Raw genomic sequence first — 6,688 nt, 5'->3', positions numbered from 1 at the left:
GCGCCGGGGGCGAACCGCCGCCGCTGGAAGGCGCGGACGAGCGCGGCGCCGCCGCCGGTCTCGACCTCCAGCGGCGGGTCCGCCTCCGCCCGGACGAGCTGCAGCGGCACGGAGAACCCGGCCGCCGCGAACGAACTGCGCAGGGGGTCGTGGCGGGCGGTCACCGTGCGCAGTGCGGTACGGAACCGCTCCTCGTCGAACGGCGCCTCGACGTGCACGCCGACCACGTCCCGGCCCGGCCCCCGGCGGTCGGCCAGCAGCGCCGACTGCTCCGCGGAGGCCGGGAAGGCGTCGGCGAGCCCGGCCGGCAGCCGTGCCCGGTCCGCCGCGGACAGGACGTCGAACGGCCGTGCCACCTGCCGGAGTTGCCGCGCGATCAGGGCGCACGCCGCCGCGGCCTGCTCGTGGAGGACGAAGTGGCCGCCCGGCAGGAGTTCGACGCGGCAGTCGCCGTCCGTGCGGTGGCGCCACGCGGCCAGCGCCGTGGCGGTCACCGCCGGGTCGCGGTCGCCGCCGATGGCCAGGACGGGGACGGTCAGCCGGCCCTGGCCCGGCCGGTACCGGCGCAGCAGGCGCAGGTCGTTGCGGAGGACGTCCAGCAGGTGGGCCCTGGTCTCCGGGTCCGCGGTCGGGCCGGGGGCCGTCCGGCCGAGCCCGGCGAGCCCCGTGAGCAGCCGGGCGTCGCCGAGGTCGCCGGTCGGCATGGCGTCCGGCCCAAGGTCGCCGCCGCAGGAGGAGACGACCAGCAGCCGGGGCGCCGGGGCCCCGCGGCGTTCCAGCCAGGCGGTCAGCTCGGCGGCGAGCAGCGCGCCCATGCCGTGCCCGGCGAGCGCGAACGGCTCGTCCAGCAGCGGCCGCAGGGCCGTGCCCAGCAGGTCCACCAGGTGCGGCACGTCGTCGCAGAGGGGCAGCCGGGCGAGGGTCTCCCGGCCGGGGAGCTGGACGGGCTGCAAGCCGAGTTCCGGGGGTGCGCCCCGGGCGATGCCCCGGTAGGCGGACGCGCAGCCGCCGGCGTGGGGCAGGCAGAAGACCGGGAGGCCCGTGCCGCGTCCGGCCCACAACGGCAACAGTTCGTCTACCCTCATGCCCGGTCCCCTCCTGGCGTGCCCGCGATGGACTCTCCCGTCATGATTGGGCATCGCCGTCGGGCCGGTAATGGGCACGGCGTCGGGTCTTTCGGGCCGTCCCCTCCCTATGGGGGAGCCGGACGGGCGTCCCGGCACGCCGAGAGGGCGGGGATCACCCCCCGCCCTCTCCGTCAGGACGCTGCGTGCGGGCGGCCGCTCAGGGGCGGTTCGCGGCGCACCGCTCGGGTGCGGTGTCCGCGAGGTACTCGTGCTTGACCAGGTTGGCGACGTTGTACGTCTCGGAGTCGGCGAAGTCGGCCGGCTTGAGGGCCGGGTCCAGCCACTCCTGGACGCCGAAGCCGGGCTGGGCGAAGCCGGCCGCGATGTGGCCCGCCTGCACGTCGAAGTCGCGGTTCACCACGTAGCAGTGGTAGCCGTTGCCCGCGCCGTTGAGCGAGTCCGGCGGCAGGGCGCGCTCGGCGTACGGCGTCCCGCCGGTCGCCAGGTACTTGCCGGTGTCGGCCCCGAAGCGGTCCAGCAGACCGCCCGGCGCCATCGTCCGCCGGTGCATGTCGAGGACGCCGTTCAGCTCCGCGAAGCCCCGGTTGCCGGGGTACTTCCACTGGTCGCCGACGCGGTACCAGTCGAGGAACTGGGTCGGCTGCAGGCCGCCGAGCCGGTGGTAGCCCTTCAGCAGTGCCGCCACCGGCCCCGTCGTCGGCAGGACGGCCGGACCGAGTTCGGGGCGGCCACAGTAGTGGACGGCCGGGTCGTCGGGCGGGAGGAGGTCGGGACAGTCCGCGGGCAGCTGACGGGCCGCCGCACGGGCCGGCGCGGCGGCCGCGGCCTCACCGGCGGCGGCGACGAGCGTCAGCGGCAGCGCGGCCGCCATGGACAACGAGACGAGCGTGAGAGAGCGCACGGGCAGCTCCAAGGGGACCGGGTCAACGGGCGGCACGGGTGCCCGGAGGCACGGCGCCCGACAGCACCGTCATTGCACACGCAACCCCCTCCGCGCGCGAAGAACCCCGGCGGCGGCCGGTCGGAGAACACACGTGCGGGCTAATCGATCTGACGGTAGACCAGGGCCGGCGGCCGCCGGGGCCGGGGCCGTGGGCTCAGTCCAGCTCCGGGTAGTAGCCCCGCTGGTAGTCCGACAGCTGGGAGGCGGCCAGCTCGCCCCCGCCACGGCAGATCGGGCAGACGCGTTCGGTGCGGCACACCCGGCAGCGGGTCCGTCCGCGGGGTTCGGAGGGCACCCACCCCCGGCCGCCGCATCCGGGGCACCACCCGAGGCCGTCGCACTCGTAGCAGAGCAGGTATCCGGGTGTGAGGGTGTCCGGTGTGCGCACCGGCTCCGGCTGCCGGAAGGGCTCCGCCGGGCCGAACGCCAGCGCCGGCGTCCGGCCGCCGAACATCACGGCGGACGTGTGGTCGCCCGTCCGGACGCGGATGCGGATGCCGTCGCGGTGGGCGAGGACCATGCTGCAGCGCTGCCCGTCGTCGTCCTCCTCCGAGGCCGTGACGTCCCAGCCGGCCGAGCCGAGGAGGGCGGCCGCGCGGGAGGCGGTCCCGGCGGCGGTCACGGCCGCGGGACGTTCGCCGCGGAACACGGCGGCGTAGTGGTGGCGCAGCGGCTCGTGCCGGTCGGCGACCGACGGTGCGTCGAGGAACAGCAGGCCGAGGTCGGCGCCGGGGGCCAGGTCGGTGATCAGCACAACCAGTTGCTCCCGCAACGACCGGCCCAGCCGGTCCAGTTCGGCACGTGCGTCCGCGGTCTCGTCCATGACAGCCCCCCGGTCCCGGAACGTACCACAGGGCCGGGCGCCCGGGCCGGGCCTCCGCCGCCGCTGCCGTCCCCGCTCCCGCCACGGTCGTGCGGGCTCCCGTCCGACCGGATGAAAACCGGGCCGCCCGCGGTCTAGCTTGGCCGCGGATGCGCGTCGCGGCGTCCTCGCCCGACGGAACCCGGGGGGAGGAACGGAACACGCATGTCCCTTCGCACCGGCCGACGCGGAACCGTCCTGCCGGCCGCCGCCCTGACCGCCACCGCCGCCGGGATCAGCTGGGCCTCGATCCCGGACGGCTCCGGCCGGATCCACGCCTGCTACCAGAGGTCCACCGGCCTGGTCCGGGTGATCGACAGTCCGTCCCAGCAGTGCCGCGGCGGCGAGAGCCCGCTGAACTGGAGCCAGGGCGGCCCGTCCGCCGTCCTTGCCCTGACAGCCTGCCGATTCCCCGGCCGGGCTCGTAGCACCACGGTCCGGACCGAGGCCGGCCCATCCGACCCGGTACTGGTTCCGGATCCGGCAACTCGGCGCTCAGGCAGCGAAGTTGCAGAGGGCCACGAGTGCCGCATGCACCTCTCGTTCGATCTTTGCATAGTGCCCGGGCGGGCTGTCGTAGTCGGGGTGGAACCCGGACTCCTCCTCGTGCCCGGTCTCGATGGTGAAGGCGAAGACCGGTGCCCTGGTCGGGTCGTCGAACTGCCGGCGGAAGGCGTAGTCGTCGGTGGTGCCGGTGACCGGTCCGCCCAGCGGGTGGTACAGCGAGGCGCTCTGGCCGACGTCGTAGGTGGAGTGGGTGCGCTGGGGCTTCGCGGTGCTGACGGTCGGGTCCACGCCGGCGCTGCGCAGGATGGCGTCGCGCATCTCACTTGCGATGGTGACGAGGGTCTTGCGCACGAAGTGCGGCGGGGTGTTGCTGACGAACTCCTGGTAGTCGGGGCGGTCCGGCGGCAGGCCGGGGCTGCCCGGGCGGAGGCCGTCCCGCTTGCTCGTCCAGGTGGGGGAGGAGAAGTTCATGGACGGGTCGCTGCCGTTGTCCTCGATGCCCCAACAGAGCAGGACCTTGCGGCCGAACTGGTGGACGTCGACGAAGTACGTGGCCCTGGCGTCGTCGATGAGCCACTGCACGTTCGCGGTCTCCGGTTCGGAGGCCGCGGACGGTCCCCGGTAGGTCTCCGCCCTGCTGTCGGTGGAGGCGGGGCCGTCCTGGTAGAAGGACAGGTAGACCCCCATGTCGTAGTAGTCCTCGAACTTCCAGGCGATGTCGTGGTTGCGGTTGATGTCCACTCCGACCCTGGCCGGGTTGGGGTGGGGCCGCCGGTTCTTGCGCCAGCCGGCACCGATCGGGTCGGACGGCGGGTTCAGCTGGTCGAACAGCCGGCCGTCGGGATTGATCAGCGGTGCGACGTAGAGGTCGACGCCGTTCAGGATCCGCTCCACCTCGACCGCCGGGATGGTGAACGGAGGGTAGTTCACCGTCGGCCCGGCCGGTAGCGGCCGACAGGACCTCGCGGGGAAGACAATGTCGGTGCCGGTGGTGCGGCTCACCAGGAGATTCTGCGCGAAGTGGACCAGCGCGTCCGGCGGCGCGGACTCGCGTGCGTGAACGCCACCGGTCAGCACCACGGCCGGACGGCCGTTCTGCGGTGCGTTCGCGATGCGGATGAAGTGGATCTCCCGGTTCTCGACGCTGCGATGCGGGAACTCACCGAGCGTGCACAGGGCGGGGAACGTGGCCGCGAGGTCGGCGAGTGCCGCCTCGATCTGGGCCGGTGTCTGCGGCACGGTCGGTGTGGCGTAGGGCGGGGGCATCGTTCACACCTCCCCGCGCTCGGTGTACCCCTGGCCGATCACGGCCGACATCCGGGCGTGGTGCTCGTCGACGCCCTCCGAGGAGAGCACCACCGTCACCTGTGCACCCTGCGCGACCGCTGCCTCGACCGCCTGGTCGGACGCGTACGCCGCGACCTTGTACCGGTAGTCGGAACGGGCCTCCAAGCTCGAACGCACCAGGTGGAGCTCCGGAATGCCCTGCACGGCACGCAGGACCTCCTCGGAGCCTTCGATCTGAACCAGGCTCACGACACTCACCACCTTGCCGGCGGCCCCGCTCTGCGGATGCGGATGCGGATGCGGTGCGTGAGCGCGGGGCCGGGACTGCCCGCCGCGTCCGGCGGCGCCTCCGGGCCCGGCCGACCGGAGCGCCGGGTACACAGGGTCACCGCCGGCCCGCATCAGGCCGGGTGACGGACGGTGACAATTCCGGAACACCAGAGCCGGGGTTCCCGCCGTCGGGTGCGGGGAACCCACGCACTCCTTCAGCCTGGCACACCGGGCCCCGGACGCCAACCGCCGGCGGCGGTGGGGCGGTGGCGGGTGTCGATCGCCCGTCGCGACGGCGTGACAGCCGCCGCCCGCCGCCGCCCGCCGCCGCCCGGCGGGGTTCAGCCGGGGTTCAGCGGGCGGACGGGCCGCCGCCCTCGACGCGAAGGTCCGGGCCGGTCCGGGGGACGGTCCTCGGAGCCGGGACCGCTTCGGCGGTGGAACCCGCGACGGCGCCCGCGGCCGTCCCCGGGTCGCACAGCGTCTTGACGATGAGCGAGCCGATCGCATCCCCGCTCGCCGAGTCGTCCTTGCCCACGTACGGGTTGGTCGACAGTGCGAACTGCCGCCGTCCGTCCCGGCTGCCGAGCAGCAGGGTGCTCCAGCCGGGGAGGCTGCCGTCGTGGCCCCAGGCCGCCTCGCAGCCCGGTCCCAGGTCGATCCGGACCACGCCGAGCCCGTACCGCGCGCCCTCGATCGTGGTCGGCACCGTGTCCGTCAGCGCGGCCGTCTCGGCCGGCCGCAGCAGCTTCCCGCCGAACAGTGCGGCGTGGAAGCGGTTGAGGTCGGAGGTGGTGGAGATGCCGTTGCCGGCCGCGTCCACGACGGTCGGGTCGAGCCGGGTGATGTCGGCCGGCCCCGCCGGCATGTCGAGGTACGCGCGGGCGTGCGGACCGCCGAGGCCGGTCTCGGAGCCGGGGAACGTCGTGTCGTCCAGGTGCAGGGGCCGGACGATCCGGCGCTCGACCTCGTGCTGCCAGGTGCGCCCGGTGATCTTCTGGACGATCATCCCGGCGAGAACGTAGTCGGTGTTGGAGTAGTGCCAGCCCTGCCCCGGCGTGAAGTACGGCGCGTGCTCGGCGGAGACCGCGGCCAACTGCTGCGGGCGGTAGTCGCGGTAACGCCACCCGCCGTACGCGAAATCCTGCAGGTCGGCCTCGTTCCTGACCAGGAACCGCTCGTCCTCCGTGAAGTTGAACAGGCCGCTGGTGTGGTTCAACAGTTGCCGCACGGTGATCGCTGCGCCGTTCGGGACGACCCCCGGCAGGTGCCGTTCGACCGGGTCGTCCAGTCCGAGCCGGCCCTCCCCGACCAGCTGGAGGACGACCGTCGACACGAAGGTCTTGGTCACGCTGCCGATCCGGAACCGGCCGTCCGCCCGGGCCGGCTGCCCGGTGGCCAGGTCGGCGGTCCCGGCGGCGCCCCGCCACTGGGGGCGGCCGGCGAACCGGATCTCCGCGAGCGCGGCGGTCGTCCCCCCGCGTTCCACGAGGTCCCGCAGCTCCTGCTGTCCGTCGACGCGGGGCCGTCGTTCCTCCGCGGACCCGGTTCCGGACACCGATGCGCCCGTCCCTCCCGCCGCCACCGCCGCTGTCGGGGCGAGCGTGACGGCGGTGGCACCGGCCAGGGCGACGGCAGCGAGCCGCGTCCCCAACCGGCCGCGCCGGTGCGGTGTTCGAGCCTGAACGATGGTCATGGTGCCCGCCCCTTCCGGCCCGGCCCCGGGCCGTC

The 6,688-nt window shown here is 74.3% G+C and carries 6 protein-coding genes; all 6 read right to left on the bottom strand.

Annotated features, from left to right (window positions below; all coding sequences use genetic code 11):
• Positions 1-1,085 (bottom strand): thioesterase domain-containing protein (locus ABZ641_RS21980; RefSeq protein WP_359984146.1); only part of this gene is annotated, 1,085 nt, incomplete at its 3' end.
• A gap of 199 nt (positions 1,086-1,284) precedes the next feature.
• Complete coding sequence (locus ABZ641_RS21975; RefSeq protein ID WP_359984143.1) at positions 1,285-1,989, bottom strand: TNT domain-containing protein; 705 nt, start codon at positions 1,987-1,989, stop codon at positions 1,285-1,287.
• Positions 1,990-2,185: 196 nt separating this feature from the next.
• Positions 2,186-2,854, bottom strand: coding sequence for a hypothetical protein (locus tag ABZ641_RS21970; protein ID WP_344626091.1), 669 nt, complete (start codon positions 2,852-2,854; stop codon positions 2,186-2,188).
• A gap of 534 nt (positions 2,855-3,388) precedes the next feature.
• Complete coding sequence (locus tag ABZ641_RS21965; protein WP_359984141.1) at positions 3,389-4,666, bottom strand: M14 family zinc carboxypeptidase; 1,278 nt, start codon at positions 4,664-4,666, stop codon at positions 3,389-3,391.
• A gap of 3 nt (positions 4,667-4,669) precedes the next feature.
• Positions 4,670-4,936, bottom strand: coding sequence for a hypothetical protein (locus ABZ641_RS21960; protein ID WP_344626093.1), 267 nt, complete (start codon positions 4,934-4,936; stop codon positions 4,670-4,672).
• 373 nt (positions 4,937-5,309) lie between these two features.
• Positions 5,310-6,653 (bottom strand): serine hydrolase domain-containing protein, encoded by a 1,344-nt coding sequence (locus ABZ641_RS21955; protein WP_344626094.1) that lies wholly within the window; start codon positions 6,651-6,653, stop codon positions 5,310-5,312.
• Between the last annotated feature and the right edge of the window lie 35 nt (positions 6,654-6,688).

The organism is Kitasatospora sp. NPDC007106 (assembly GCF_040634455.1).
Classification (GTDB): domain Bacteria; phylum Actinomycetota; class Actinomycetes; order Streptomycetales; family Streptomycetaceae; genus Kitasatospora; species Kitasatospora arboriphila.
Note: the sequence above shows the minus strand (reverse complement) of the source record. Positions and strands in the feature narration are given on the sequence as shown.

Coding starts and splice junctions, on each gene's coding strand:
- ABZ641_RS21970 (WP_344626091.1), bottom strand. CDS start 2,854: ATGGACGAGACCGCGGACGCACGTGCCGAACTGGACCGGCTGGGCCGG.
- ABZ641_RS21965 (WP_359984141.1), bottom strand. CDS start 4,666: ATGCCCCCGCCCTACGCCACACCGACCGTGCCGCAGACACCGGCCCAG.
- ABZ641_RS21955 (WP_344626094.1), bottom strand. CDS start 6,653: ATGACCATCGTTCAGGCTCGAACACCGCACCGGCGCGGCCGGTTGGGG.